This window comes from Lysobacter gummosus (assembly GCF_001442805.1).
GTDB lineage: Bacteria > Pseudomonadota > Gammaproteobacteria > Xanthomonadales > Xanthomonadaceae > Lysobacter > Lysobacter gummosus.
In genome coordinates this window covers 1,249,857-1,275,731 of sequence record NZ_CP011131.1, presented here as the reverse complement: position 1 = coordinate 1,275,731, position 25,875 = coordinate 1,249,857, and the positions used below count along the sequence as shown (strand labels likewise).

The window sequence follows — 25,875 nt, the reverse complement described above, 5'->3', positions numbered from 1 at the left end:
GGAATCGGGAATCGGGAATCGGGAATCGGGATCAGGCTGGGCGCTTCGAGGTCTTTTGCGGGAGGGCCTTCAGGCCCGACGCTTTCCGATCCGGCGCCGCGATCGGGCCGAAAGGCATCGGGCCTGAAGGCCCTCCCACAAAAGACCTCGGGACCTCAGCAGGATTTCGCGGCCCCGCAAAGACTTCCCGGCCCCATCCCCTGCCGCAGGTATAATCCCCGCCTCCCCGTTACCTGCCGACGCGCCCCGGGCGCGCCGTTCCCATGTCCGAAGTCTCCCAAGAAGCCCTCCGCCGACGCACCTTCGCGATCATTTCGCACCCCGACGCCGGCAAGACCACGCTGACCGAAAAGCTGCTGCTGTTCGGCGGCGCGATCCAGATGGCCGGCAGCGTCAAGGGCCGCAAGGCCGCGCGCCACGCGACCTCGGACTGGATGGCGCTGGAAAAAGAGCGCGGCATCTCGGTGACCTCCTCGGTCATGCAGTTCCCCTACGAAGGCCACATCGTCAACCTGCTCGACACCCCCGGCCACGCCGACTTCGGCGAGGACACCTACCGCGTGCTGACCGCGGTGGACTCGGCGCTGATGGTCATCGACGTCGCCAAGGGCGTGGAAGAACGCACCATCAAGCTGATGGAAGTCTGCCGGCTGCGCACCACGCCGATCATGACCTTCATCAACAAGCTCGACCGCGAAGGCAAGAGCCCGATCGACCTGCTCGACGAAGTCGAAAGCGTGCTCGGCATCCAGTGCGCGCCGATCACCTGGCCGATCGGCATGGGCCAGCGCCTGAAGGGCGTGGTGCATCTGCTCACCGGCGAGGTGCACCTGTACGAACAGGGCCGCAACTTCACCCGCCAGGACTCGACCATCTTCGCCTCGATCGACGATCCCGGCCTGGCCGCGCGCATCGGCGAGAACATGCTGGCCGAGCTGCGCGATGAACTGGAACTGGTCGAAGGCGCCTCGCATCCCTTCGACAAGGCCAAATACCTCAGCGGCGAGCAGACCCCGGTGTTCTTCGGCTCGGCGGTGAACAACTTCGGCGTGCAGCTGCTGCTGGACTTCTTCGTCGAACACGCGCCCTCGCCGCGGCCGCGCGAGACCACCGCGCGCGAAGTGCAGCCCACCGAGGAAAAACTCACCGGCTTCGTGTTCAAGATCCAGGCCAACATGGATCCGCAGCACCGCGACCGGGTCGCGTTCATGCGCATCTGTTCGGGCAAGTTCAACGCCGGCATGAAGGCCTTCCACGCGCGCACCAACAAGGAAGTCAAACTCGCCAACGCCCTGACCTTCATGGCCTCCGATCGCGAGATCGCCGAGACCGCTTTCCCGGGCGATGTCATCGGCATCCACAACCACGGCACGATCTCGATCGGCGACAGCTTCAGCGAAGGCGAGAACCTGTCGTTCACCGGCATTCCCAACTTCGCCCCGGAACTGTTCCGGCGCGCGCGCCTGCGCGATCCGCTCAAGCTCAAGCAGTTGCAGAAGGGTCTGGCGCAGTTGTCGGAAGAAGGCGCCACGCAGTTCTTCCGTCCGCTGATGAGCAACGACCTGATCCTCGGCGCGGTCGGCGTGCTGCAGTTCGACGTGGTCGCCTATCGCCTCAAGGACGAATACGGCGTGGATGCCAGCTTCGAGCAGGTCGGCGTCGCCACCGCGCGCTGGATCCGCTGCGCGGACGCGAAGAAACTCGAGGAGTTCCGCGACAAGAACGCGCTCAACCTGTCGGTGGACGCGGCCGGCGAACTGGTCTACCTGGCCCCGACCCGGGTCAATCTGCAACTGGCGCAGGAACGCGCGCCGGGCGTGGAATTCCTGGCCACGCGCGAACACGCGCACGCGATCGCGATGGACTGAGATGTCGCGCCTGCGCCAATGGTGGTTGTACTTGATGAGCAAGCGCAGCGAAGTCGCCGCGCTCGATTACAAGGACGCCTACATGGGCAAGGTGATCATGGACATCCACCGCCTGCGCAGCGACAAGGCGCAGGCGATGGCGCCGCTGCGCGCCCTTCATCCGATCCACCGCATCGACCGCGAATCGGCGTTGCAGGCCACCCACGCGCGCGCCGAGGCGCTGATCGCGCGGCGCGATGAATTGCTCGCTCACGGCCGCCTCGATCTGGCCGCGTTGAACGCCATCATCCCCTCGGTCTCGCAGATCAAGGTCGTGCGCGAGGGCGAGCGCTGGCTGGCGTTCGAAGGCAACGGCCGCCTGTATGCGATGCGCGAAGCCTTCGGCGAAGACTGCGCGCTGCTGGTCGAGGTGGAGGAATACCGCTTCGCCAAGCCGCACAAGATCCAGCGGCGCTTGCGGCGGATTCGCCGGCTCAACGCGCTGGAGTAACCGCTCGGGCGCCGACGCGGACGCAACGCCGCCGTTATGCGCCGCGGGCGCAATCGATTAGCATCGGCTCCGGCAGTCGTCCTGTCCGGTCCGCGCAACGAAGCGCGGCCGCATCCTGCGGAGGGAATCGCGTAAGTCTTGGTTATTTTTTCATCGTCCTGATCATCGTCGGCATCGGCGTGCAGTTGTACGGTTTCATCTGGCTGCTGGTGCTCGCCTTCAAGCAGAACCTCTGGTGGGGCCTGGGTTCGTTGTTCATCACCCCGGTGTTGTGGGTGTACGCGATCCTGTATTGGCGCGACACCAAGCCCGCTGCGCTGACGTACTTCATCGGCTTTCTCTGCACAGCGGCCACCGCGGTGTGGCTGTCCTTCCCCGACTCCGGCCATATCTCCGTGCCTGGCTAGCGCCATGCTGCGAGGCACCATCGGCTAGGATCGAAAGCGCCGGAGGAACCGGCGTCCAGGCGAAGGGGGAGTTATGTATTGGTTGGGTATCGCGCTGTGTTTGATCGGCGGTCTGTGGATCGTGGTCAACGCGTTCCGCAAGAGCATCTGGTGGGGCTTGGGTTCGCTGATCATTCCGCTGGTCGCGCTGGTGTTCGCGATCATGAATTTCGCCGAGAACAAGATTCCGCTGGCGATCTATGTAGTCGGCTTCATCCTGCTGATCGTCGGCATGCCCTCGACGGCGGGCTATAGCGCTCCGGTCTAGCTTGCGGGCGCGTCGGAACCAGGCGACGACCGACCGTTCGTCCGACGCCCTGTCTGCGGGCGCGGAGCCCGACGACGAAGGCTCCGCGTCCTGTCCAGCTGAACATGGCGGCCGATAGGCCGCCGCGGCGCGTGATCCGGGTCGCGAATCGGCGCATCTTTGGCCTTAACTTCGGCTGGCTGTTCGCCGCCGCGGCGAGCATTCGCTCCAGACCGCGTTAGGATGCTGGCATGACCGTCGCCCATGCCCCCGCTCACGACGAACATTCGATCCGTGAAGAAATCGCCAACGCCCTGACCCACGGTCTGGGCGCCACCGCCGCCCTGGCCGGCGGCTCGGTGATGATCACCCTGGCCGCGCTGTACGGCGACGCCTGGCAGCTCGGCAGCGCGATCGTGTTCGGCATCAGCCTGCTGCTGCTGTACCTGGCCTCCACCCTGTATCACGCGATCCAGCATCCGGTCGTCAAGGGCCGGCTGAAGGTCTTCGACCATTGCGCGATCTATCTGCTGATCGCCGGCACCTACACGCCCTTCACCCTGATCGGCCTGCGCGGCCCGTGGGGCTGGGGCCTGTTCGCGGCGATCTGGGGCCTGGCCTTCGCCGGCATCGTGTTCAAGCTGTTCTACACCGGCCGCTTCAAGCTGCTGTCGACCGCCATCTATATCGCGATGGGCTGGCTGGTGATCGTCGCCATCAAGCCGCTGCTCGAGGCGCTCGACGCCTGGACTCTGGGCTGGCTGCTCGCCGGCGGCATCTGCTACACGCTGGGCACGGTGTTCTATCACCGGCCGTCGTTGAAGTACTCGCACGCGATCTGGCATCTGTTCGTGGTCGGCGGCAGCGTGTGCCATTACATCGCGGTGCTGTCGCAGGTCGTTCCGGCCGCGGAACTGGCCGCGGCAATCTGAACGACTGAACGCTCCACGCCGCGTCCACGGCGTATTCACTCTCGCTTTACCGCCCGCTGGCGATGGTGAGGCCATCGTAACGATCAGGTTCCGCCGGCACGGCCGAGCGACTGCACGCGGTGATGCGCTCCCGGCATCGTCCGTACGATCGGCCTTCGCCTTTTGACGATGAGCGCATATCCCACTCCGCCCGCTTCCGAAGCCTCCGCCGCGCGTAGCCAGCGCGCATGGCCGCGCCGTCATCCGTGGCTGAGCGTATTGGGCCTGATCGCGCTGGCCGTCGCCGTGTTGATCGCGCTGTGGGATTGGAACTGGTTCAAGGGTCCGATCGAGCGCGAGGTCGAAGCGCGCACCGGACGCAAGTTCGAAATCGCCGGCGACCTGGACGTCGATCTGGGCCGCGTGCCGGTGATCCGCGCCGACGGCCTGAGCTTCGCCAACGCCGACTGGGCCAAGCAGCCGATGATGGCGACCGCGCAGCGGCTGGAACTGGCGATCGAGTTCTGGCCCTTGCTCAAGGGCGATGTGCGCATTCCCGAAATCCACCTGACCCAGCCGCGCGTCAATCTGCAGAGCGATCCGGCCCACGGCGGCAACTGGCTGTTCAAAAGCGGCGGCAGCGGCGAACTGCCGCGCTTTCGCAAAGTGTGGATACAAGATGGCCGCATGGAGTTTCTCGACGCCGCCGGCAAGACCGACATCCGCCTGACCGTCAACAGCCGCGAGCCGCGGCGCGAAGACGCCGCGCCGCCGGTCGAGGTCGAAGGCGGCGGGCGCTGGAAGAACAACGCCTTCACCCTGCAAGGCCGCGCCGAATCGCCGCTGGAGCTGAGCAACGCGCAGCGTCCGTATCGCCTGAATCTTCGCGCCGCCGCCGGCGCGACCCGCGCGCATGCGCGCGGCGAACTGGTCGATCCGTTCCATCTGCGCGATTTCGATCTGCAGTTCGCCTTGGCGGGCAAGAACCTCGCCGACCTGTATCCGCTGATCGGCGTGGCGATTCCGCCGACCCCGCCGTATGCGCTCGACGGCCGCCTGCATCGCGACGGCGCGCGCTGGAACTATCACGATTTCACCGGCAAGGTCGGCGACAGCGATCTGGCCGGCGACGCCAGCGTCGATACCGGCGGCGCGCGTCCGTATCTGCGCGCGGACCTTGTTTCAAAGCGCCTGGACTTCGACGATCTGGCCGGCTTCATCGGCGCGCCGCCGCAGACCGGTCGCGGCGAGAGCAGCAATCCCGAACTCGCCGCGCTGAACGCGCAGTTGGACGCCAAGCCCCGGGTGCTGCCCGACACGCCGTACCGGCTCGACAAGCTGCGCGCGATGGATGCCGACGTGAAGCTCAAGGCCGCGCGCATCAACGCGCCGGGCTGGCCGCTGGACGACATGCAGGCGCATCTGTTGCTGGAAAACGGTCTGTTGAAACTCGACCCGCTGAACTTCGGCGTCGCCGACGGCGATATCCGTTCCAACATCACCATGGACGCGCGAAACGCGACCATTCGCACCCGCGCCGACATCACCGCGCGCGGTTTGACCCTGGCCAAGCTGATGCCGACGGTGAAGCTCGGCCAGGATGCGGTCGGCAAGCTCGGCGGCCGCATCGCCTTGAGCGGCAACGGCAATTCCATCGCGAAAATGCTCGGCAGCAGCGATGGCAGCGTCGCACTCGGCATGGGCGAAGGTCAGATCAGCAATCTGCTGATGGAGTTCGCCGGCATCGATCTGGCGGAAATCCTCAAGTTCAAACTGACCCACGACCGCAAGATTCCGATCCGTTGCGGCTTCGGCGATTTCGCCGTTAACGATGGCGTCATGACTGCGCAATCGCTGGCCTTCGATACCAGCGACACGGTTCTGGTCGGCACTGGCACGATCAACATGCGCGAGGAAAAACTCGACCTCGTCATCCGCGCGCGGCCGAAGGATCGCAGCTTCTTCTCGCTGCGCGCACCGCTGCTGGTCACCGGCACTTTCAAGCAGCCCAATGCGCGGCCGGACTACAAGCGCCTGGGGCTGCGCGGCGCGGCAGCGCTGGCGCTCGGAGCCATCGCGCCGCCGGCGGCGTTGTTGGCTACGTTGGAATTGGGGCCGGGCAAGGATGCGGGTTGCGCCAAGCATTTGGTGAATTGATCGCGGCGCTTGCGCGGTGAGAGCATGGCGTGTCGCTTTGCGTGCGCTGCGCTTCGACCGTCCACCAGAACCATTTCTTAGGCATCGGCAATAGCTTTGGCTTTGGCTTTGGTTTTGGCTTTGACCCTGAGCTTGGCCGTGGCTTGAGCTTTTGCATCGGCTTTTGCATCGGCTTTTGCATCGGCATTCGCCTTGGCTTTTGCCCGGCGCAGCTAGTTACTCGCGAGACCGAAGGACACCCGAAGGGCGGCGCACATGGACGTGCGCCGGGTGCCACCTTGGGCAGGATGCCCAATGTGGCACCTGCCTGCGCAAGCACCGTACTCGTGGCTTTTGACTCGAAACAGTCAACGCGTTTTCTTTGGTTACTTTTGACCGAAGGAAATCCCGTGGGACTTTGTCGCTTTGGACAAAGAAAGTGACCCGCCGCTTTATGGCGGAAGCGTTTAGCGTTTGATCTCGCTTGAGGCTTCTAAAGCTTTAAGGCTTCTAAGGAACCCGAAGTCCCTGATCGAAACAACCAGACCTGCGCACTCCCTCCTATCGTCATTCCCGCGAACGCGGGAATCCAGAGACTTCAAACGTTCTCGCACGAAAGGCACTGGATTCCCGCGTTCGCGGGAATGACGAGCAAAAGGCAGAAGCCTCAAGCAAGAACAAGATCAAACGCCTAAAGCTTCCGCCATAGAGCGGCGGGTCACTTTCTTTGTCCAAAGCCACAAAGTCCCACGGGATTTCCTTCGGTCAAAAGTAACCAAAGAAAGGGCTTTGGCTGTTTCGAATCAAGAGCCACGAGTGCGATGCTTTCGCGGGCAGGTCCCACATTGGGCATCCTGCCCAAGGTGGGACCCGGCGCACGTCCATGTACGCCGCCCTCCGGGTGTCCCTGGTCTCGCGAGTTACTTGCTGCGCCCAGCAACGGCAACAGCAAAAACAAAGCCGAAGCAAAGCAGAGCAAAATCTTCAACGGCAACGGCAACGGCAACGGCAGAGGCAGAGGCAGAGACAACAGCGTGAGCAACCGCAACCGTTGCAGCCCCGCCACGAAAAACCCGCACAGCACATAGCCGCAACGAGATCACTCTCGAAGCAACGGATAACCCGCATTGGTTCCAACAGAAATGCCGCCGGCAAAACCCGACCGCCAACGCGGCCGTCGCCGTCGCGGCAACGCCATCAAGAAAAGCGCGAGACGAACCCAAGCCCAGCGAAAGATCAGCTGGCGATATACCGCTGCAACTGATCCAACTCCACCCGCTGATCCTCGATCACCGCCTTGACCAGGTCGCCGATCGACACCACGCCGACCACCTCCCCGCCCTCCACCACCGGCAGATGACGGATACGCTTGTCGGTCACGATCTGCATGCAACGCTCGGCGCTGTCGTTCAGATTCACGCTGACCACTTGCGCGGTCATGATGTCGCGTACCGGCGTATCGGCGGACGATCGTCCCTGCAGCACGATCTTGCGCGCGTAGTCGCGCTCGGACAGGATGCCGGCCAGCCGCGCGCCCTCCATCACCAGGACCGCGCCGATGCGTTTTTCGGCCATCAGCCGGATCGCGTCGATCACCGGCGCGTCGGGGCCGATCGCGAATACCTCAGCGGTTTTCGCTTCCAACAATTGCCTTACTGTGCGCACGACCATCTCCTTCCGCGAGCGGGGGGAACCGGTTCTGGGCCGAGGATACTCCTGCCGCGGGCTGCCAGGTGTCGACAAGATATAAAGGCCGCTGCTTGGATTCCTCGTACAGCCGGCCCAGGTATTCGCCGATCAGGCCCAGCGCGATCAACTGCACGCCGCCCAGGAACAGGATCACCGCCATCATCGTCGGCCAGCCCTGCACCGGGTCGCCGAACAGCAGCGCCTTGAACACCACCTTGGCGCTGAAGGCGAACGCCACCAGCGCGGTCGCCAGCCCCAGGTACGTGGCCAGCCGCAACGGCGCGGTGGAGAAACTGGTGATGCCTTCCAGCGCCAGATTCCACAGCCGCCACAGATTGAATTTGCTGTTGCCGGCCACCCGCGGCTCGCGGTGATACGGCAAGGCCACGCGGTTGTAGCCGACCCAGCCGAACAGACCCTTCATGAAACGATGGCGTTCACGCAACTGACGCAAAGCGTCCAGCGCGCGCGGCGACAGCAGGCGGAAATCGCCGGTATCGGCCGGGATCGGCGTGCGCGAGAGGCGGCCGATCACCCGGTAGAACGCATGCGCCGTGCTGCGCTTGAGCCAGTTCTCGCCCTCGCGTTCCAGGCGCGTGCCGTAGACATCGTCGAAGCCTTCGCGCCAGCGCGCGACGAACTGCGGAATCAGCTCGGGCGGGTCCTGGCCGTCGGCGTCCAGGATCAGCGCCGCGCCGGTGTCGATCCGGTCCAGGCCCGCGGTCAGCGCGGCCTCCTTGCCGAAATTGCGCGACAGCCGCAGCAGTCCCACGCGCGGGTCTTGCGCGGCGAAGGATTGCAGGATCGCCCAGGTGCCGTCGCGGCTGCCGTCGTCCACGTAGAGCACGCGGCCTTCGACATCCTCGGCGGCGAGCGCGTCCAGCGCCGCGGCGATGCGCGGCTGCAGCAGGGGCAGGCTCTGCGCTTCGTCGAAGGCGGCCAGGACGACGGTGACGCGATCGCGGGTCATGGGATCAATAGTAACGGCGCGGTGTGGTGGCTGGGTGTGGAAGGGGTTCGATGCGGCGGCCGATACGGCCGGCATCGCTGGCGGGGCTTCGGCGGAGTTCTTCGCTCGCGAACGCCACCGGCAAGACGCGGGGATACCGAAGCGGCCTGCGTACCCTCAGGGATCGTCATTCCCGCGAACACGGGAACCCAGCGACTTCAAACGTTCTCGCACGAAAGCCCTGGATCCCCGCCTTCGCGGGGATGACGGTCTGGCGGGTTCGGCGCGCGAAAGTCGCTGGATTCCCGCGTCCGCGGGAATGACGGGCTTGGAAGGTTCAGTCGTTACCCAAGAGCGTCGTTTTCTGAGACGTCGACCTCTCGCGATTCGCAACTCGCAAATTCCCGATTCCCGATTCCCCAATCACTCAATCTGCTTCAAATACCCATCCCCGCCGATATACCGCATCTGCCGCTGGATCGCCCCGGCGCGCCGCTGCACATACGCGCCCGGCTTGGCGATGCTGTAGCGCTTGGGATTGGGCAGCACCGCGGCCATGCGCGCGGCCTCGGCCGCGCCAAGGCGGCTGGCGTCCTTGCGGTAGTAGGTCCGCGCCGCGGCCTGGGCGCCGTACACGCCGTCGCCGAACTCGGCGATGTTGGCGTAGACCTCGATGATCCGGCTCTTGGGCCACATCGCCTCGATCAGCACCGTGTACCAGGCCTCGATGCCCTTGCGCACCCAACTGCGACCGCTCCACAGAAACAGGTTCTTCGCGGTCTGCTGGCTGATCGTGCTGCCGCCGCGCACCTTGCGGCCGCGTTCGTTGTTCTTGCGCGCCTTCTCGATGGCCTTGAGGTCGAAACCGAAATGCTCCGCGAAGTTCTGGTCTTCCGAAGCCACCAGCGCCACCGGCACGTTGGGCGAGATCTCGTCCAGATCGCGCCAGTCGTGGGCCAGGCGGAAACCGAAATCGCCCGAACCCCAGGCCTCCAGCTGGCGAATCATCATGAACGCCGAGAACGGCGGATCGATGAAACGCAGGGTCGCGACCTGCAGGATCGAGGCCAGCGCGAACAGGAACGGCAGGGCCAACAGCCAGCGGAACCAGCGCCGCAGCCGGCGCGGACGCGGCGCGGCCTCCGCCTGCGACGGCATGGGCGGTGCGGATACGCGATCGCTCAAGCCTTGCACCCCAGCGCCCCCGTCCCCACTCTTGCCGCAAGGCGGATTGCCCGTGTCGGCGAACCAAGCTCCGATACCCACCGCATTGCCTCAACCTCCCCCTTCACAAGAACTTGCGCATTATCCGCGAAGCCGCGACCGCCGCGTTCGCCGACCATTGATTTGCGCGCCGTAACCGCAGAGTACGACGATGACCGATACCGCTTCGCCCCAAGCCGCCGTGCCTGAAGACCAGGACCGCCTGACCCGTTTCATGATCGAAACCGCCGGCGTGCGCGGCGTGCGCGTGCACCTGCACGACACCTGGCGGCAGATCCGCGAACGCGCCGAGTATCCGGCCGCGGCCGCGGAAATGCTCGGCGAAGCCGCCGCGGCCGCGGCGTTGTTCACCGGCCACGCCAAGGTCGATGGCCGTTTGTCGGTGCAATTGCGCGGCGAAGGCGCGCTGCGCACCTTGTTCGCCGAATGCACGGCGGCCGGTACCCTGCGCGGCATCGTCCAGTTGGCCGAGGAGGGCGGCGAGGTCTCGCGCGACCTGCGCGACCTGGGTCCGCAGGCGGTATTGGCCATCACCATCGAGAACCCGGCCTTGAACGGCCGCGACCCGGTCCGCTACCAGGGCCTGGTGTCGCTGGAGTCCGACACCCTGGCCGGCGCCTTCGAGGACTATTTCCGCCAGTCCGAGCAATTGCCCACGCGCCTGCTGCTGGCCGCCGACGACCGCCACGCCGCCGGCCTGATGCTGCAGAAGCTGCCCGGCGACGAAGGCGACGACGACGGATGGGCCCGGGTCGGCGCCCTGTTCGACACCTTGAACACCCACGAATTGATGGAGCTCCCGACCGACACCCTGCTGACCCGCCTGTTCCACGAGGACGGGGTGCAGCTGCTGGGCGGCAAGCCGCTGGGCTTCGCCTGCTCGTGCTCGCGCGAACGGGTCGAGGCCATGCTGGTCTCGCTCGGCCGCCAGGAGGCCGATGCCGCCGCGGCCGACGGCGAGGCCCATATCCGCTGCGAGTTCTGCGGCCAGAGCTATCGTTTCGATCGCAACCAAATTGCCGGCCTGTTCGCGGCCGCGGCCGCGGAAATCCAGGCCCCGCAGCGAGTACAGTGAGGTTGCCGACGGTCGGCCGAAGACGGTTCTGGGACCGTTTTCAGATTGTTAAATAAACATAAACCGGCTATAGTCGGGTCGAAGAAATGGGGAACTCGGCCGGTTTCATCCGGTCTTAACTACGGTCCACGCTTAACACTTATTCAATGCTCAAGCACCTGCGCCAGTTGCCGCTTGTCCTGACGCTCGCCCTAGGCGTGGCGGCGGGTGCGCACGCGCAAGCCAAGCACGACACCACGTATTTGCCGGTGTGGAACCAGAACAACGGCAAGCTGGAATACCTGCTGCAGCTCGAGCCGACCGACAAAGCCGCCGGCGCGCGCTGGAAATCCGGCGCCAATACCTTCGATGCCACGTTGGGCCTGGATTCCGGCGATGGCCTGGGCCTGGTCTGCGATCGCAAGACCGGTCTGGCCGGCGCGATCGGCAACCTCGCCAATCACTGCCTGCTGGCCGCGCTCGACGAAGACGACGACCACGACGACAGCCGCCAGCTCAGCGCCGGCGTCAGCCTCAGCCGTCCCGGCGGCAAGGTCGGCGTGTCCATCGGTTCCGGCCGCGACAGCCTGCCCGGCTGGCTCAGTCCAAACAACCGCGCCAGCCGCGTCGATCAGAACACCCTCACCGTTTACGGCCAGAAGAACATCGGCCGCGAAGCGATGGTGTCCATCGGCGGCACCTGGGCCCGCGCCAAGCTGATCCCGGCCGGCGAAATGCCCGGCCTGGCCGATCGCTGGAGCAGCAAGAGCATCACCATCGGCGCCGGTTACGGCAATTTTGGCGCCAACATCATCGGCCGCGTGGTCGATACGCCCGGCCAGCCGGGCCAGTGGGAAGGCCTCGGCGTCGGCTTGACCTGGCGCACGCCGTGGAGCGGTCAACTCACCGTCGGCGCCGAAAACGTGGTCACCCGCGGCAAGAATCCGTTCGCACCGGGCAACGGCGAAAAGGACGAGGGCACCGTGCCTTACGTCCGTTACGAACAGGATCTTTGATCCTCGCATCGGGTCTTGCTTCGGCGGATCATAAATATCGCGCTACAACGGCGAAAGCACGGAAGCGTGCCCGGCCATGTGTCCGTCGCGGGCGCGAGCTTCGATCTCATCGCGAAGTCTTGAATCCAGCCCCGGACTCGTTCCCTGCAATTCCGGCCAATAGCCTGCCCTTACCTGGACACGGCTAACGAATCGGCTCGCCCCGATCAGGCATTTCGATGCCCTGATGGGAGGCCGCCGTACCGGCCTGCGCGCAATGTCGCGCCCGAATCCGCACCCGCATCGCCCAGTTGCGCACTACGCGGCGCAATCGGTCGGCGGCAGCAGAAATTGTGTGTTTTTGTACACAAGTGCCGGCGCGGCAAGCTGCCGCCCGTATTTGCGGATATGGCCTATCGCCGGCACCGCCGGCCAGGCTGGCGCCGCCAATAAATGAATGGGGGATTTCCTGCGGATTCCGCAGTGCCCGCCACCTTGGACAACGCAAAAGTACGCAAAAGTACGGACGGTACGGCTTGGAGCCGGCTCTATCCGTGCGTCACAAACCGACACTTAACGACACTTTAATTTTTGGGGGCTCACGGTTAGCATCGGCGAACCTTGCTGGTCTTGGCGTCTTATTTGACACCTCCGGCCGGGCTACACGGGTACATCAGACCGATTTTCGGAGAGAGAGAATGACTTTCAAGACCACCCAGCTCCGCGACGCGATCACCTTCGCGCTCGCAGTGGGCTCGACGGCCCTCGCCGGCGCCGCCGTAGCGCAGGAAGCGAACGCCCCCGCCACCAAGGAAGCGACCACGCTCGACCGCATCGAGGTGACCGGTTCGCGTATCCGTCAGGTCGATCTGGAAACCGCTCAGCCGGTACTGTCGATCACGCGCGCGGACATCGAGAAGCAGGGCTTCCAGTCCGTCGCCGACATCCTGCAGAACATCTCCGCCACCGGCGCTCCGACCATCAGCCGCGCACAGCCGCTGCTGGCTGGCGAAAACGTCGGCGGTCAGTTCATCAGCATGCGTAACCTGGGCGCCACGCGCACCCTGATCCTGGTCAACGGCAAGCGCCTGGGCATCAGCACCAGCGGCCTGCAGGACATTTCGCTGATCCCGACCTCCGCGGTCGAGCGCATCGAAGTGTTGAAGGACGGCGCCTCGTCGATCTACGGCTCCGACGCCATCGCCGGCGTGGTCAACATCATCACCCGCACCAATTTCGAAGGCGCTTCGGCCAACGCCTACTTCGGCCAGTACAGCCAGGGCGACGGCGCCACCACCCGTGCCGACTTCGTGCTCGGCTTCACCGGTGATCGCGGCTCGCTGACCGCCGCCGTGGAATACCGCAAGGAAGACGAGGTCTTCGCGCGCGACCGCGAGTTCGGCGCGTATCCGCAGGGCCCGATGCATCCCGACCGCGGCTGGACCACGGTCAGCCAGTGGGGCGTGCTGAATCTGCCGACCGCCGCTGGCGGTAACCGTGTACTGAATCAGGATGGCGATTGGCGCCGTCTGTCCAATTTCCACGCGCTCAACACCGACAACGGCAGCCGTGAAGGCTCGACCGTAGACAAGAGCAACACCAACCTGCAGACGCACCTGCGTACGCCGCTGGAAAGCCGTTCGCTGTTCGTCAACGGCGTGTTCGACATCACCGACAAGGTCCGCTTCCGCAGCGACATGCTGTACTCGTCGCGCGATGCCGAGCGTCAGGTCGCCGGTTATCCGTTCCAGAGCGGCTCGGCCGGTCCGGTTCCGGGCGGCTTCAAGATGTCGAAGGACAGCTACTACAACCCGGTCGGCACTTTATGGGCTCCCGGCAACAGCACCCCCGGCAATACCATCGCCGCGCAGGACGTGAATTTCTGGCGCCGTACCTGGGAAGTGCCGCGCGTCGATAAGTCCACCTCGACCACTTGGCGCTTCTCGGCCGGCCTCGACGGCAGCTTCGACATCGGCGAGCGCAGCTTCGACTGGGACGTGGGCTATCTGTTCAACAACAACAAGGTCACGCAGGAAAACTACGGCAACCTGAACATCGAGCGCACCAAGCAAGCGGTGGGCCCGTCGTTCCTCAACGCCAACGGCGTCGTGCAGTGCGGCAGCGCCGCCGCTCCGATTCCGCTGAGCCAGTGCGTGCCGTGGAATCCGTACATCCCGTACGGCCGCGTGGGCGACGGCGGCTTGACCGGCAACAAGGCGCTGCAGGATTTCCTGTTCCAGCGCCTGAACTCCAGCGGCGAAACCAAGACCAACGTCTACAGCGCCAATCTGTCGGGCTCGTTGTTCGCCCTGCCGGGCGGCGACTTCGGTTTCGCGGTCGGCTATGAACACCGCAAGGAAGAAGGCCGCTTCATTCCCGACGCTCAGGCGGTGACCGGCAACTCGACCACCCTCGCCGGCGGCCCGACCAATGGCAGCTATTCGGTCGATGAGTTCTTCGTCGAACTCGCGATCCCGGTGTTGGCCGATCTGCCGGGCGCCAAGGAGCTGAGCTTCTCGGTCGCCAGCCGTTATTCGGACTACAGCACCTTCGGCGACACGGTCAACAACAAGTTCGGCTTCAAGTGGAAGCCGATCGATTCGTTGCTGTTCCGCGGCACCTACGCCGACGGCTTCCGCGCTCCGACCATCAATGACCTGTACGGCGGCGGTTCGCAGACCTTCATCGGCTTCACCGATCCGTGCGATACGGTCTTCGGCGCAGCCAAGGGCAATCCGACGGTCCAGGCCGCCTGCGGCGCGCGCGGCGTGCCGAACCCGGCGACCTTCCGTCAGCTGCAGCAGGGCTTGGTGCCGTCGACGACGGAAGCCCCGCAGACCCCGGTGCCGTTCTTCTCCGGCGCCAATCCGAACCTGATTCCGGAAACATCCAAGTCCCGCACCTTGGGCGTGGTGTGGAGTCCGGAATTCGTCGAAGGCCTGAACGTCAGCCTCGACTGGTGGAAGGTCAAGATCGAAGACACCATCGTGGGCGATACGCCGACGCAGATGCTCAACGATTGCTATTTGCGTGGCGATGCCAGCCGCTGCACCGCCTTCACCCGCGATCCGGTACTCGGCTACGTCACCACGCTGAACTTCAACAGCATCAACGCCGGTTATCGTGAAGCCGAAGGCTACGACCTCGAATTGAACTACCGCCTGCCCACCAGCATCGGTAACTTCAACCTCAACTGGCAGACGACCTATACCGCCAGCGACGAGATCAAGACCGATACCAACCCGCGCAGCGCCCCGATCCAGTTGGTCGGCCATGCGGTCAACCAGAGCAACCTGGGTACGTTCCGCATCCGTTCGAACGCCAGCCTGAGCTGGGAGAAGGGCCCGCTGAGCGCAACCTGGGGCGCGCGTTACTACTCCTCGCAGAAGGAATCCTGCCTGTCGGCGGCGCTGTTCCCGAGCGAGTGCGACAACCCGACCTATCGCGCCCCGGATACCGGCGGCTCGATTCGCGCGATCAACAAGTTGGGCTCGAACACCTTCCACGACGTCGAGTTCCGCGTCGCCACCCCGTGGAATGCCACGGTGGCGATCGGCGCCAACAACGTGTTCGATCACCTCGGCCCGACCCTGTACAGCGCACCGAGCGCGAACACCGCCTACTCGGGTCAGTTCGACATCGGCCGCTTCGTGTACATGAAGTACCAGCAGCGCTTCTAAGCACTTCTGCTGCACCGCAACACAAACACGGCTCCCTCGGGGGCCGTGTTTTTTTATGCCTGCGCGACCTCAGTCGCATACCGTCATGCGACTTCAATCGGGCTTTAACAACACTTTAATTATTCCTCCAAGCCGTCTACTATCGGGCGGGCTTTGCCAATTTAGGCCTTCAGTTATGCGCCGTTTGGCTAGCCCCTTTGCATGGGACCCGTTCGTTCAGGACAGACTTGGAGAGAGAGATGACCCTGAAGACCACCAAATTGCGCGACGCGATCGTCTTCGCGTTGTGCGTGGGCGCGACCAGCCTTGCCGGCACCGGCTTGGCCTCGGCCCAGGACGCCGCGGCACCCGCCGCGCCGGCCGCTGAAGACGCCACCACCCTGGATCGCATCCAGGTCACTGGTTCGCGTATTTCCATCCCCGGTCTGACCACCAACAGCCCAGTGATGACGGTCAGCCAAGAAGAAATCGCCCGCAACCAGCCGGTAACCGCGGAAGACTTCCTCAAGATCGTACCGGGCGCCGTCCCGTCGATCGGCCCCGGCACCAACAACGGCGCCAACGGCGGCGCGACGATCAATCTGCGCGGCCTGGGCGATAACCGCACCGTCGTGCTGATGGACGGCCGCCGCGTCGTTCCGTTCAACCTGTTCGGCGTGGTCGATACCAACGTCATCCCGGTCGCGCTGATCGACAGCGTCGACCTGGTCACCGGCGGCGCATCCGCGGTGTACGGCGCCGACGCCGTCGCCGGCGTGGTCAACTTCGTGCTGAAGCGCAACTTCGAAGGCGTCGAAGTCAACTCCAGCTACGGCCAGTCCAGCAAGCAGGACGGCGACCGCCGCAACACCACCGTCACCATGGGCATGAACCTGGACGAGGGTCGCGGCAACTTCGTGCTGAGCCTGGGCAAGACCGACAACGATCCGCTGTTGCAGGGTTCGCGCGGCTTCTCCGAGTTCAACCTCGACTCGACCAGCGGCGAAGCCGGCGGTTCGGGCACCTCGATTCCGACCCGAGTCGGCGGCGGCCTGGGCCAGATCAATCCGGCCACCGGCCGTTTCGACGGCATCGTCACGCCGTTCAACTACAACCCGTACAACTTCAACCAGACCGCGCTGGATCGCTGGCAGGCCACCGCGCTGGGCCGTTACGAGATCAACAAGCACGCTGAGGCCTACACCCAGCTGCTGTACACGCGCTCCAACGTGTTCTCGCAGATCGCTCCGGGCGGCCTGTTCGGCGGCCGTTTCGATCTGGGCATCGGCAACCCGCTGATCCCCGATGCCGCCCGTCAGCAGATGTGCACCGCGTTCAACGTGGCCGCAGCCGACTGCGCAGTCGGCAGCCCGACCACCATCAACACCACGCTCAACCGTCGTACCACCGAGCTGGGCACTCGCTCCACCGACTTCCAGAACAAGGTCTTCCAGGCCACTGTGGGCGTGCGCGGCGACATCAACGACAACTGGCGCTACGACGCGTACTGGTCGCACGGTGAAGCCGATCAGCTGACCGTCTCGGCCGGGTTCCTGTCCAAGGCCCGCACCCAGCAGGCCCTGCTGTCCACCGACGGCGTCAACTGCCTGGATCCGCGCAACGGCTGCATTCCGCTGAACCTGTGGGGTCCGGAAGGCTCGATCAGCAAGGACTCGAAGAAGTTCCTCGAAGTGCTGACCTTCGCCACCCAGCGCGTCGAACAGGAAGTGTGGTCCGGTTCGGTCAACGGCGACCTGGGCGACAACTTCAAGAGCCCGTGGGCCGATTACCCGATCGGTCTGGCGTTCGGTTTGGAAGGCCGCAAGGTCGATGCGCGCAATCAGGCCGATGCCGCTTCGCGCGATCCGGAAGAAGTGCAAGGTTCCGGCGGCGCCAACCCGGACGTGGAAGGCAACTTCACCCTGCGTGAGGCTTACGTCGAAACCATCGTTCCGCTGATCAGCGGCAAGACCGGCGCGCAGTCGCTGAACTTCGAAGCCGGCTACCGCCACAGCGAGTTCAAGTCGGGCCAGACCGACGTCGACTACGGCAGCTACAAGTACGGCCTGGAATGGGCCCCGATCGAATCGCTGCGCTTCCGCGGCATGTTCCAGCGCGCGACCCGCGCCCCGAACGTCAACGAGCTGTTCCAGCCCGTGGTCACCGGCCTGGACAACACCGCGGTCGATCCTTGCGAACCCGGTCAGTTGGCGCTGAACGGCGGCGTGACCGGCCAGGTCGCGGCGTTGTGCGTCGCCACCGGCGTGCCGCAGGCGATTTTGGACCAGTTCGGCGGCGTCGACGGCCCGAGCGCCGGTCAGGCGAACGCCTTCACCGGCGGCAACCCGGTCCTGGGCCCGGAAAAGGCCGACACCCAGACCCTGGGTCTGGTCTGGCAGCCGTTGGAAGACCTGTCGATCACCCTGGACTACTGGAAGATCGACATCAAGGACGCGATCACCCGTCCGGTGCTCGGCGATGCGCTGTTCGGTTGCTACGACCGTCAGTTCAACCCGACTCTCAGCGTCAACAACCCGATGTGCCAGCTGATGATCGGCGCGCGTGAAGCCGGCGACGGCTCGCTCAACGGCGAAGCGCGCGGTCCGTTCCTGGATCGCTCGAACAAGGGCCGCATCACCACCAGCGGCTGGGATCTGGGCGTTCGCTACGGCATCCCGCTGGCCAACGAGTGGGGCCGCCTGGACTTCTCGCTGGACCTGACCAAGACCGACAAGTACGACTACCAGGGCGATCCGCTGGTGCCGAAGCACGACTGCGTCGGCGTCTACGGCGTCTCGTGCAACGTCATCGCCGGCATCGTGTACGACTACAAGTCGAACTTCCGCGCGGTGTGGTCGATCAAGGACTTCGAGCTGGGCTTCAACTGGCGCCACCTGAGCGCGGTCGACGTCGAGCCGGGCCCGATCGAGTGGTTCCCGGACTACACCTCGATCGACGCCTACGACTACTTCGATCTGACCCTGGCGTACGAACTGCCGTGGAATGCGCGCATCAACTTCACCGTGAACAACATCGCCGACAAGAAGCCGCCGGTCGTGGGCAGCAACATCGGCAGCACCGGCTTCAACAGCGGCAACACGTTCCCGCAGTACTACGACACCCTGGGTCGCTACTACACCATGGGCATCACGATGCGCTTCTGATAAGAAACACGTAATCCGAGTCATTAAAGGCGGGCTTCGGCCCGCCTTTTTTTGTCTGCGGTTTGGGGTTCGGTTTGGTTGGGCGAGGACCGCGGACTTCGAATACGAAGATGACGGGAACAGCTTCGGGCGAGAGGGTCCTCGCCGTGTGCACACTCGTTGATCGCCGAGCCTGACGGCGCTGGGTCAATCTCAGCGGGCGGCCAGGAAATCCCGGTGCGCGCTCATCATCGCGTTGACCATCTCGCGCTCGGCCAGCGACAGCAGCGGGTTCCACACGTCGAAGATCAGGACCACGCGCAATTCGTCGCTGTCGTTGCGCGCCTCGTGCTCGATCGAATCATCGAAGATCAGCACTTCGCCGACCGTCCATTCGCGCCGCTCGAAGCCGACCCGGTAGGTGCACTTCTCCGGCACGATCAGCGGCAGGTGCACGACCAGGCGCGCATTGGTCTCGCCGTGATGCGGCGGGATATGCGTATGCGGCGCCAGCGCGGAGAACATCGCGTTCGGGCACACGTCGGCGATGGCCGCCATCTCCACCGCTTCCAGCGCCGCGCGCGTGTTCGGGCAATGCGCCAGATGCTCGGGCACGGGCTGGGAATAGCTCCATAGCTTGTAGGTGCTCCAGCGCCGCGAATGATTGAGCTCGCGCCACTGGTTGACCGGATCGCCGGGCTGGTACTCGATATACGGCGTGAACTCGGCCTGCTCGTTGCGCAGCACTTCGCGCATTTCGCGCTGGATATCGTAGGTGCGGCTTTCCAGCTCCGGCACCCAGGCGAACTGGCTGCGGTCGAAGAACGGAATCGCCGGCAAGCGCGGCACGCACAGTTGATTGCAATCGGCGTGATACGGCTTGCTGCGGCCGACCATGATCGACGCCGCTTCGTCCCAGCGGCCGAGCGCGCCGGCTTCCAGCGCCGCGCGCGGCCCGCCGACCCGGTGGGCCAGGAACTCGGCGAACTCGTCGCGGTATTGATCGACCTTGGCCTGGGCGTGGATCAACTGCTGCTTGAGCATGTCCGGCCACTGCGGTTGCGGCGGCGCGACGGTCAAGGCGTTGCGATAGGCCTGCGCGGCCGCGCGCGCGTGGCCCTGGCGTTCCAGGTACGCGGCCTTGGCCAACAGACCGGGTAGGAAATAGGCGTCGATCGCGAGCGCGGCGTTGATCGCCTGCCATTCGCCGTCGCTGTTGCCGCGTTCACGCTGGACCATGCCGATCGACAACAGAATCATCGGGTCGTCGGGCGCGGCGTTGTGCGCGGCTTGCAGCAGCTCGACCGCGCCGCCGGTATCGCCGCGCTGCAGCGCGTGGATGCCCAGGCTGTACAACGCTTGCGGGTGCTGCGGCGCGATCGCGCGGACCTGCATCCACAGACGCTCGGCCTCTTGCCAGCGGCCCGCGCGCGAGGCCAGGCCGGCGGCCTGGACCAGTTGGTTGATCTGTTCGTTCAAGCCCCGTCTCCAGCCCTGCGGCGGCCTGCCGGCGCGGCCGGCGATGGCTGGAAGCATACGGTCGCGCTTGCGCGCTGACCATGTCCGCGAGCGGTTCGGGCACGTCGCGGCGGGCGTCGCGGCGCGGTTACCTCATCCGAGGCGATGCCGCCGATGCCTGCCGACCGCAGCGCCGCTCAGCCCAGCCTCGCGGCGCCGACCGGCTTATTCGAATTCCAGCGACGCATCGCCGGAGAAGGTCTCGATCTTGATCCTGCCGTTGCCGCTGCCGTAGCGGTGCTCGAAGCTCGATCCCGGGCCGTGCTTGGGCCGCTGGACTTCCACGTCCGGCGCGCTCAGATCGCCGCTGAAGCTCTGCCCGCGCACCACCGCCGACAAGCTGCGCGGCATCGACAGGTTCACATCGCCGCTGACCGTTTCCAGCGAGATTTCGCCGCTGTCGGCCAGCGCCGCGGAGATGCGAAGATCGCCTGAGACCGAATTGCCCGAGATCTTGCTCAAGCGCGACTCGTGCGCGGCCATCTCCACCTTGCCCGACACGGTTTCCAGATGCGCCTCGCCGCTGAGGCGGCCGCGCAGATCGAGGTCGCCGCTGACGGTCTGCGCGGAAATCTTGCGAGTGTTGAGGGTCAGGCTCAGGTCGCCGCTGACGCTCTCGATTTCCGCCGAGCGCGGCGCGCCGGCCACGGTCACATCGCCGCTGACGCTGTCGATCTTGAGCTCGCGCGAGGCCACTCCGGTGACATCGACGCTGGCCGACACCGCGTCGATATCCAGCGCGGCCTGCAGCGGCACGGTCACGATCAGCTCGGTCGGTTCGCTCTTGTCGCCGCCGACCAGAAAGCCCATGCCGCTGCCGCGGTTGGGATAGCGGACCTTGATCGACAACTGCTGGCGGTCGCCTTCGATGTCGAGTTTTTCCACGCCCTCGCCGAGCGAGCCTTCGATCTTGACCTCGGCGCGGTCCCACACCCGGACCTGGATCAGGCCCTTGACGTTGTCGATCTCGACGCTGCCCAGCGGGTCCAGCGGGCGGGTCTGATTGATCGGGGTGGCGGCGAATGCGGGCAACGCGGCGCCCAGGGCGACGGCGAGCAGGCCGATCGCGGGCAGGCGGCGGAGAACGCGGCTACGTGTGCTGTGGCGGACGGATGTCATGGGGCGTTCTCCTTGGATCAGGTGTAAGCCACGCGCTGAGCCAGCGCGAGGCGTCGTGCGTAGGTGCGGCGCAGTTGCTCCAACAGCAGACGCGAATCGGGATCGTGCGCCAGCGCGTCGAGGATCAGCGCGGCGTTGCGGTCGAGTTCGTCGAATGCCGGTTTCAGCGCGACCGCCTGCTGGGTCGCCGGCGCGATTTCGCGCATCGCCGCCTGGTACTGGCGGGTCATGCCGTCGGCTTCGCGCTGCATCAAGGTGGCCGGGGCGGCGCCGTTGACCGTCGCCACCGCGCCCTGGGCCGAACCGGCCGGGGTATGCGGAGCACGGAACTGGCTGCCGATGCCGATCGCCAGCGCGGCGACGCTGGCCGCCAGCGCGAGCGGCGCCATCCAGCGATTGCGCGATACCTCGCGCGGCCGCATCGCGATCACCGCCGGCGTTTCCTCGCGGGGCGCGAGTGGAGCCTGTGACTGTTCCGCCGGCGGCGCCTGTTCGCCCAGGCGCGCGGCGATGCCGGACCACAGATCGCGCGACGGCGGCAGCTCGCGGCGCATGGCCCGCAACTGCCAGCGCAACGCGTCGGGCAGTTCGCCTTCCGGGGTGCGGTCTTTGTTGAGATCGTTGTCGTTCATGCCTGTTCTCCGAGCCGGCTGCGCAGCAGGCTGCGCGCGCGGTGCAACTGTGCCTTGGAACTGCCGACCGCCATGCCGAGTTCGACCGCGATCTCTTCGTGTTTCCAGCCTTCCACGTCGTACAGCACCAACACGGCGCGGGCGCGCGGCGGCAGGCTGGCGACGGCGCGTTCCAGATCCATCGACAGCGCGGTGACGTGTCCGGCCGAATCGGCGCTGCCGAGGGTGTCGAACACTTCTTCGTCGTTGTCTTCGAACGGACGGCTGCGGCGGCCGCGCAATTCCATCAGCGCGGTGTTGACCGCCAGCCGGTGCAGCCAGGTGCCGAAGGCCGATTCGAAGCGGAAGTTCGGCAGCGCCTGCCAGGCGCGGACGAAGGCTTCCTGGGTCAGGTCCTCGGCGCGGGCGCCGTGATAGCCGACCAGCCGGGCGATGACGCCATGGACGCGGCTGGCGTGGCGGCGGTACAGCGCCTCGAAGGCGGCGACCCCGCCGGACGCGGCCGCGGCCACCAGGGCGCGGTCGTCATCGACTTCGGTCGCTAGTGCGGCGTCGGGCATGGTGTCGTTCACGGCGGTCAGCATACTGAGTCCGATGCGGGGCCGGGGCTCAGGGTTTAAGGGGTGGAGCCAGGAATGAGAGAGAGGAGTGAGGAACGAGTAGAGCGAGGCGGCGGGGCCGCGCGCGGGGCATGCCCTGGTTCCTCCCAGTCCCGCCCTTGGAGCCAGGAACGAGAGGGAGAAGGGAGGAACGAGTAGAACGATACGGCGGCGGGGCTGCCCGCGGGCGCATGCCCTGTTTACTATGCCGCCCCGGGCTGCGCAGCCGGCACGCAGCCGGCAAAACGAACGAGAGGAGCGAGATCCGCGCGGGAGCCAGATCGCCGGCCACCCACTCGTTCCTCACTCCTCTCCACTCGTTCCTCAGTAAATCAGCCCTTCAAAGCCGCCGCGATGCGCTGCTGCTCGTCGTGCAGCGCCTGCGGCATGCGCGGGCCGTATTCGCGCAGGTATTCGCCGATGCTGTCGAACTCGGCGCTCCAGCCGGCATGGTCGAAGCCGAACAGCTTGGCCTGGGCCTCATCGTTCAAGTTCACGCCGTCGAGGTTCAGGTCGCCGGCCTTGGGCAGACGGCCGATCGGGGTTTCGGTCGCGCCGGCCTCGCCCTTGACCCGGCCGATCATCCACTCGATCACCCGCAGGTTGTCGCCGAAGCCCGGCCACAGGAACTTGCCGTCGTCGCCCTTGCGGAACCAGTTGACGTGGAAGACCTTCGGCAGCTTCGCCTCGGCGCCGTCGAAGGACAGCCAATGCGCGAAGTAATCCGCGAAGTTGTAGCCGCAGAACGGCTTCATCGCCATCGGATCGCGGCGCATCACGCCAACCGCGCCGGTCGCGGCGGCGGTGGTTTCCGAGCCCATCGCCGCGCCGACCAGCACGCCGTGGGTCCAGTCGCGCGCTTCGAACACCAGCGGCACCAGCGAGGCGCGGCGGCCGCCGAAGACGATCGCCGAGATCGGCACGCCGGCCGGGTTTTCGGCTTGCGCCGAATAGCTCGGGCACTGCTTGGCCGACACGGTGAAGCGCGAGTTCGGATGCGCAGCCGGGCCCTTGGCGGCGTCGAAGGCGTTGCCGCGCCAATCGGTGACCGGAGTCTGGCCGTCGTCCAGGCCTTCCCACCACGGCTGGTTGTCGGCGGTGACGCCGACATTGGTGAAGATGGTGTTGGTCTGGATCGAGGCCAGCGCGTTCGGGTTCGACTTGGTCGAAGTACCCGGCGCGACGCCGAAGTAACCGGCTTCGGGATTGATCGCGTACAGGCGGCCATCGGCGCCCGGACGCATCCAGCAGATGTCGTCGCCGACCGTCCACACTTTCCAGCCGGCCTGACGATAGCCTTCCGGCGGAATCAGCATGGCCAGATTGGTCTTGCCGCAGGCCGACGGGAACGCCGCGGCGAGGTAATGGGTTTCGCCCTGCGGGTTCTCGATGCCGACGATCAGCATGTGCTCGGCCAGCCAGCCTTCGCTGCGCGCCTGATGCGAGGCGATGCGCAGGGCGTGGCACTTCTTGCCGAGCAAGGCGTTGCCGCCGTAGCCCGAACCGAACGACTTGATGGTCAGCTCATCGGGGAAATGCATGATGAAACGGCGCTCGGGATCGAGCTCGCCGATCGAATGCAGGCCACGCACGAACGTGCCTTCGCGCTCGATGCGCTCGAGCGCCGGCGTGCCCATGCGCGTCATCAAGCGCATGTTGGCGACCACGTAGGCCGAGTCGGTGATTTCCACGCCGCAACGCGCCAGCTTTGATTCGATCGGGCCCATGCAGTACGGAATCACGTACATGGTGCGCCCGCGCATGCAGCCTTCGAACAACGCGTCCATCTTGGCGTGCGCCTCGCGCGGCGCCATCCAGTGATTGTTCGGGCCGGCGTCTTCGCGTTCGTTGGTGCACACGAAGGTCAGGTGCTCCACGCGCGCGACATCGTCGGGATGCGAGCGGTGCAGATAGCTGCCCGGATGGGTCTGCTCGTTGAGGCGTTCCAGGGTGCCGTCGGCCAGCATCTGCGCGATCAGCGCCTGGTTTTCGGCATCGCTGCCGTCGCACCACTGGATCTTGTCCGGCTGCGTCAGCGCAGCCACTTGGGCCACCCACTCGTTCAATGCGGCAAGGGAACTGCCGGCGCTCCCCAGCGCCGCAGTCGTTGGGGTAGCGTCTTTCGAAATGGCATTCACGGCAATGGTCTCCAGCCGGGGGACAGCGGTAAGGGAACGGGTGTTACGACGAGGGAATCAGCGTGGCCATCATGTGTTCGACATAGGCCTCGAACTCGTCGTGTTGCATGCGGGTCTGGTGCAGCTGCAGGTTCAGCTGCAGGAAGCCGACGTAGGCGGCGTAAAGCAGGCGGGCGCGATGCTGCGCATCGGTGCGGCTCAAGCCGGCCTGGCGGAAGGAAGCGGTGAGGTAATCCAGGCGGCGCTCGGACACGCGCCCGATCACCGGCTGCACGGCGGGATGGTCCAGCGCCTTGAGCAGCTCGGAATAGATGACGTGCGATTTGACCTCGTGGGCGACGAGGTGGAACAGCGAACGCAGGCGCTGGCGCGGATCGGGGATCGGTTCGAGCTGGCCGAACACGGTTTCCTGCTCGACCTTCTCCCAGCGCTCCAACGCGGCGACCAGCAACGCATCGCGCGACGGGAAATGCCAGTAGAAGCTGCCCTTGGTCACGCCGAGCCGGCGCGCAAGCGGTTCCACCGCGACCGCGGCGACGCCTTGTTCGGCGATCAGATCGAGCGCGGCCTGCGCCCAATCGTCAGCGCTGAGTCGGCCGCTGCGTTCGGGCTTGTGATCCGTCTTGGCGTCGCCGGTGGACGGCGCAGCGGAAGACGGGGCGTCGAGCTTCGGCTCGGGCTTGTTCGAGGCGGGCTGGTTCATGGATGACAAGTTTAACCATACGGCAGGGTCGGGAACAGTACGCAGTGCAGCAAAAAGCCCGGATTCGGAATCGGGGAATCGGGATTCGTGAAAAACAGCGGGAAAATCGCGGGCTAATGCTGCAATGCAGCAGAAAAAGCAGGGGAGAAAGGCCGCAACGCCTTGATGCGAGCGGGGGTCCGCAGGGGGCTATCGAGGCGAAGGCCGGCTCGGTTGACAGCACCGGATTGCAATTCCATACTCGGCCGTATGTTACCCGTTTGATGCCAGCGTTTGAATGTCGATCGAACCGGCTGCGCAAGCCGATCCGGCCGAATTGAGCGCCGACATCACACGAGCCCCACTAGCCTGAGTC

Annotated in this window: 21 protein-coding genes; 11 read left to right on the top strand and 10 right to left on the bottom strand. The window is 65.4% G+C overall.

Annotated elements, in window-relative coordinates:
* Positions 1 to 31 precede the first annotated feature (31 nt).
* Entirely contained in the window at positions 32 to 118 is an 87-nt protein-coding gene (locus LG3211_RS27660) for a hypothetical protein (protein ID WP_484502505.1), read from the bottom strand.
* 145 nt (positions 119 to 263) lie between these two features.
* On the opposite strand from LG3211_RS27660, the gene LG3211_RS05150 reads away from it, so the two are divergent.
* The 7 genes from LG3211_RS05150 (at position 264) to LG3211_RS26275 (ending at position 6,541) form a co-directional block, all read left to right on the top strand.
* A complete protein-coding gene (locus LG3211_RS05150) occupies positions 264 to 1,868 on the top strand; it encodes a peptide chain release factor 3 (RefSeq protein ID WP_057941888.1) in 1,605 nt (534 codons plus the stop codon).
* A gap of 1 nt (position 1,869) precedes the next feature.
* Positions 1,870 to 2,358 carry a hypothetical protein gene (locus LG3211_RS05145; RefSeq protein WP_057941887.1) on the top strand — a complete coding sequence of 163 codons (489 nt, stop codon included), beginning with the start codon at positions 1,870 to 1,872 and terminating at the stop codon, positions 2,356 to 2,358.
* A 179-nt stretch (positions 2,359 to 2,537) separates the two neighbouring features.
* Positions 2,538 to 2,765 carry a hypothetical protein gene (locus LG3211_RS05140; RefSeq protein WP_057941886.1) on the top strand — a complete coding sequence of 76 codons (228 nt, stop codon included), beginning with the start codon at positions 2,538 to 2,540 and terminating at the stop codon, positions 2,763 to 2,765.
* A gap of 73 nt (positions 2,766 to 2,838) precedes the next feature.
* A complete protein-coding gene (locus tag LG3211_RS05135) occupies positions 2,839 to 3,072 on the top strand; it encodes a hypothetical protein (protein ID WP_057941885.1) in 234 nt (77 codons plus the stop codon).
* A 230-nt stretch (positions 3,073 to 3,302) separates the two neighbouring features.
* The gene (gene trhA / locus LG3211_RS05130) at positions 3,303 to 3,983 is read left to right on the top strand and encodes a PAQR family membrane homeostasis protein TrhA (protein ID WP_057941884.1); all 681 of its coding nucleotides are present in this window, start codon (positions 3,303 to 3,305) and stop codon (positions 3,981 to 3,983) included.
* 168 nt (positions 3,984 to 4,151) lie between these two features.
* On the top strand, positions 4,152 to 6,119 hold the full coding sequence (locus LG3211_RS05125; protein WP_057941883.1) for an AsmA family protein: 1,968 nt from the start codon (positions 4,152 to 4,154) through the stop codon (positions 6,117 to 6,119).
* Positions 6,120 to 6,148: 29 nt separating this feature from the next.
* A complete protein-coding gene (locus LG3211_RS26275; protein ID WP_187313135.1) occupies positions 6,149 to 6,541 on the top strand; it encodes a hypothetical protein in 393 nt (130 codons plus the stop codon).
* Between the two features lie 793 nt (positions 6,542 to 7,334).
* Here LG3211_RS26275 and LG3211_RS05120 read toward each other — a convergent pair.
* The 3 genes from LG3211_RS05120 to mtgA form a co-directional block, all read right to left on the bottom strand.
* Positions 7,335 to 7,763 carry a CBS domain-containing protein gene (locus LG3211_RS05120; RefSeq protein ID WP_057945285.1) on the bottom strand — a complete coding sequence of 143 codons (429 nt, stop codon included), beginning with the start codon at positions 7,761 to 7,763 and terminating at the stop codon, positions 7,335 to 7,337.
* Positions 7,723 to 8,757, bottom strand: a complete 1,035-nt coding sequence (locus LG3211_RS05115) for a glycosyltransferase family 2 protein (RefSeq protein WP_057941882.1) — start codon at positions 8,755 to 8,757, stop codon at positions 7,723 to 7,725. The genes LG3211_RS05120 and LG3211_RS05115 overlap by 41 nt, the downstream gene beginning before the upstream one ends.
* Before the next feature lie 402 nt (positions 8,758 to 9,159).
* On the bottom strand, positions 9,160 to 9,894 hold the full coding sequence (mtgA, locus tag LG3211_RS05110; protein WP_057941881.1) for a monofunctional biosynthetic peptidoglycan transglycosylase: 735 nt from the start codon (positions 9,892 to 9,894) through the stop codon (positions 9,160 to 9,162).
* A 217-nt stretch (positions 9,895 to 10,111) separates the two neighbouring features.
* Between mtgA and hslO the strand changes: the two genes are divergently transcribed.
* The 4 genes from hslO (at position 10,112) to LG3211_RS05090 (ending at position 18,832) form a co-directional block, all read left to right on the top strand.
* A complete protein-coding gene (gene hslO / locus LG3211_RS05105) occupies positions 10,112 to 11,035 on the top strand; it encodes an Hsp33 family molecular chaperone HslO (RefSeq protein ID WP_057941880.1) in 924 nt (307 codons plus the stop codon).
* Positions 11,036 to 11,181: 146 nt separating this feature from the next.
* Positions 11,182 to 12,030, top strand: coding sequence for an XOO1806 family protein (locus tag LG3211_RS05100; RefSeq protein ID WP_057941879.1), 849 nt, complete (start codon positions 11,182 to 11,184; stop codon positions 12,028 to 12,030).
* A 677-nt stretch (positions 12,031 to 12,707) separates the two neighbouring features.
* Positions 12,708 to 15,689, top strand: coding sequence for a TonB-dependent receptor plug domain-containing protein (locus LG3211_RS05095; RefSeq protein WP_057941878.1), 2,982 nt, complete (start codon positions 12,708 to 12,710; stop codon positions 15,687 to 15,689).
* A gap of 239 nt (positions 15,690 to 15,928) precedes the next feature.
* On the top strand, positions 15,929 to 18,832 hold the full coding sequence (locus tag LG3211_RS05090; protein ID WP_057941877.1) for a TonB-dependent receptor plug domain-containing protein: 2,904 nt from the start codon (positions 15,929 to 15,931) through the stop codon (positions 18,830 to 18,832).
* 192 nt (positions 18,833 to 19,024) lie between these two features.
* Here the strand turns inward: LG3211_RS05090 and LG3211_RS05085 are convergent, their stop codons facing one another.
* From LG3211_RS05085 to LG3211_RS05060, 6 genes are all read right to left on the bottom strand, one after another.
* Positions 19,025 to 20,290: an aspartyl/asparaginyl beta-hydroxylase domain-containing protein gene (locus LG3211_RS05085; protein ID WP_237049834.1), complete on the bottom strand. Its 1,266-nt coding sequence runs from the start codon at positions 20,288 to 20,290 to the stop codon at positions 19,025 to 19,027.
* Between the two features lie 204 nt (positions 20,291 to 20,494).
* A complete protein-coding gene (locus LG3211_RS05080; protein WP_057941875.1) occupies positions 20,495 to 21,448 on the bottom strand; it encodes a DUF4097 family beta strand repeat-containing protein in 954 nt (317 codons plus the stop codon).
* A gap of 17 nt (positions 21,449 to 21,465) precedes the next feature.
* Positions 21,466 to 22,080, bottom strand: coding sequence for a hypothetical protein (locus tag LG3211_RS05075; protein ID WP_057941874.1), 615 nt, complete (start codon positions 22,078 to 22,080; stop codon positions 21,466 to 21,468).
* Positions 22,077 to 22,664, bottom strand: coding sequence for an RNA polymerase sigma factor (locus LG3211_RS05070; protein ID WP_057941873.1), 588 nt, complete (start codon positions 22,662 to 22,664; stop codon positions 22,077 to 22,079). Before LG3211_RS05070 ends, LG3211_RS05075 begins: the two co-directional genes overlap by 4 nt.
* A gap of 347 nt (positions 22,665 to 23,011) precedes the next feature.
* Entirely contained in the window at positions 23,012 to 24,733 is a 1,722-nt protein-coding gene (locus LG3211_RS05065) for a phosphoenolpyruvate carboxykinase (GTP) (protein ID WP_237049833.1), read from the bottom strand.
* A gap of 127 nt (positions 24,734 to 24,860) precedes the next feature.
* Positions 24,861 to 25,520 carry a TetR/AcrR family transcriptional regulator gene (locus tag LG3211_RS05060; protein ID WP_057941872.1) on the bottom strand — a complete coding sequence of 220 codons (660 nt, stop codon included), beginning with the start codon at positions 25,518 to 25,520 and terminating at the stop codon, positions 24,861 to 24,863.
* Between the last annotated feature and the right edge of the window lie 355 nt (positions 25,521 to 25,875).